The organism is Chitinophaga sp., from assembly GCF_035564935.1.
Taxonomy (GTDB): Bacteria; Bacteroidota; Bacteroidia; order Chitinophagales; family Chitinophagaceae; genus Chitinophaga.
In genome coordinates, this window is record NZ_DATMTE010000109.1 from 1 (window position 1) to 2,894 (window position 2,894).

Consider the following 2,894-nt stretch of genomic DNA (forward strand, 5'->3'; position numbering starts at 1 on the left):
GGTAAAAGTTCTCCATAAAAAAAACGGGGATGAATACTCATCCCCGTGATTCATTTACAACCAAAACAGCCTCAATACCCCGGATTCTGCGTTAAATTATTATTCTTCTGTATCTCCGTTCTGGGTATTGGGAATAGCGTACGGTTATTATTATTGGTAGCGGCATGCGACAACCATGATTTTTTTGTGAATGCGCCAAACCTGATCATATCTGTGCGGCGGTGTCCTTCCTGGTCGAACTCCCAGCCCAGCTCATCCAGGAACCGGCCGTACAGGATATCTGCGCCGCCTTCATTACTGTACTGGTTATTCACGGCGTCTTTCATACCATATTGATAGGCGCTGCCGCCTTTCAGCTGTGCACCGGTTACTACCGCTTTAGATGGATCAGTGGCAAAATCACGTTGCCGTACCTGGGTAACTATCGCTGCTGCTTCATCGGCTTTGCCTGAACGGAGCAGGCTTTCTGCTTTCATCATCAGCACTTCGGCATAACGGAACAAGGGGTAGTCGTTGCTCAGCCGGTTAGTAGCGCCCATCTTTATTTCAAATTTTCCCAGGCGGAAACCATGCACTGATTCTCCTTTCTCCAATCCTGGCAATTCATTTACAAAACTCAGCGGTTTGCCGGCAAAATCGCCCTGCGCCACATATAACATCTGGCCGGCTGCGGTGTACTGTTGTCCTTTGATCCAGTTGTTCTGATACCGGGTGTCGGCAGGATCAAAGGTGCTGATGAACTGTGGAATAGCACAAATACCGCCCCATGGTGTATTTTTCAAATTATAGGTAGCCTGGTTTTCCTGCTGTAATGTTTGCATGTGCAGGTCAAACGCGTTCCAGTTATTGGTGTAGTCTTCATCCATTGGGATGGCCAGCACTATTTCCTTTGAGTTCTGGTTCTCTGTAAGAAACACATTCTTCTGTGCAGCTTCCAGCACATATCCTGCCCCCGAATTGATAACACTATCACAGGCGCTGATGCATTTATCCCACTGTGGTGTACCGGTATACACCTCAGCATTGAGATACATTTTTGCCAGCAGGGTAAAGGCCGCCCATTTGTTGAACTTTCCATAGGTAGCCACATTATTCTCTTTGCTGAGCAACGGAATGTTATCAATAAGATCTTTCACAATAAACTCATATACTTCCTTGCGTGTGTTCTGCTCCGGCAAAAATCCCGATGGCAGATCAAACTGTGTTACAATAGGCACATTGCCGTAGAAGTCGCACAGGATAGCATAGTACGAAGCGCGAAGCGCTTTCAGTTCCGCCAGGGTGGCGTCCTTTTCATCTGTGATGGGGATCAGACCGGATTCAATCTGGTAAATGATCCTGTTACAGTTAGTGATTCCTGCATAGGTTCTTGACCAGGTTTGATTCACCACATCATCGTCGGTGGTCCAGGTATGTTTGTGCAAACGCTGGTATACGCCATCGTCAAACCATCCCCAGGGGCGTTTGGGGATCACCAGCTGATCACCGGTTACCTCCTGCGCACGCCAGAGACCATTCCAGTCAAGCAATATGAACCGCCATTGTGAATATCCTGCGCCCACAAGTGCCGCTATATCATCCTTGGTAGGATCAAACTTTGTAGAGATGATGGTTGTGTATGGCGTGTCTTTTAACTTGGTACAGGCCGACAATAAAATGATGACCATCAATACGTTTATTCTGCGAAGCATTTTCATACTTGTTTTTTTGGGAGATTAGAAATTCAGGTTCACACCAACAGTAAAGGAACGGGTCGACGGATACTTATCGCGATCATCTATACCGGGATTCAGCCCCATCCTGTTCACTTCAGGGTCCAGGCCCTTGTACTTTGTAATAATGAAAGTATTCAGCGAGGAAACATAAAAGCGCGCACCCTTTAGGTATTTGTTCTTTGTTTGTGGAAGAGAATAGCCTAAAGTAATATTATCAATCTTCCAGAAATCTCCATTCTCCACATAATAACTGTTGAGTTCAAGCGCATTTACATTCAGCACTTTCTTTCCAAAAACAGGGTCGTAAGCCGATTTCAGGATGTTGTAATTCTGGATGGCGGGATTTTCCATATACATCCGCTGTGAATTGATGATCTGGTAACCGAAAGCACCGCGCATAGTAACACTCAGATCGAAACGTTTGTAAGAAAAATTATTGTTCCAGCCGGCATAATATTTCGGCAAACCATTACCGATCACTTTCTTGTCTTCAAAGGCATGGGCAAAATTATCATAGCTCACCGGTTTACCATCCCTTCCTTCGTATATCCATTTTCCGTTATCATCCACATCAATCACTTTATAGCCGTAAAAATCGCCGATCCCTTTACCGATGGTAACGATGCTGGTAAAGGTTTGTATAGGAATACCCGCTGCACCGGTAGTGAAGTAAGGGGTAGTGGTTTGGTATAATTCGTTCGAAAGGCTGATTAATTTATTGCTGTTAGTAGAGAAATTCACGCTGGAGTTCCAGGTAAAATCCTTAGCTTTTACCGGTACGAAGTTCAGCATTATTTCGATGCCTTTATTTTCCATTTTGCCTACGTTCGCCGTGGTGTTCCGGTACAGGTTCGGCGGACTTGGTACTGCGTAGTTATACAGCAGCCCCCTGATCTGCCGGTTGTATACATCCACATTACCGCTGATACGCCCCTTCAGTAAGCTGAAGTCCAACCCAATGTTAGCCTCTGCTTTTTCTTCCCAGCGGATAAAGGGGTTTGCATTGGTAGCCGGTACCAGGATGCGCGACCATTTGCCATTGGTATATACGTAGTCGCCGTAGCCGATCAATGGCTGGCTCAGAAACCCATCCTGTGGCGGGTTACCTGTAATGCCATATCCAACGCGCAGTTTCAGATAATCAAAGAGGCGTTGCTGTTTCATAAAATTCTCGTTGGA

The 2,894-nt window shown here is 45.9% G+C and carries 2 protein-coding genes; both read right to left on the minus strand.

The window, feature by feature from the left end; genetic code table 11:
* Window positions 1-71: 71 nt before the first annotated feature.
* Complete coding sequence (locus VN105_RS02925) at window positions 72-1,691, minus strand: RagB/SusD family nutrient uptake outer membrane protein (RefSeq protein WP_325637750.1); 1,620 nt, start codon at window positions 1,689-1,691, stop codon at window positions 72-74.
* 24 nt (window positions 1,692-1,715) lie between these two features.
* Window positions 1,716-2,894, minus strand: a 1,179-nt coding sequence (locus tag VN105_RS02930) for a TonB-dependent receptor domain-containing protein (protein ID WP_325637752.1), incomplete at its 5' end; no start/stop codon positions are given.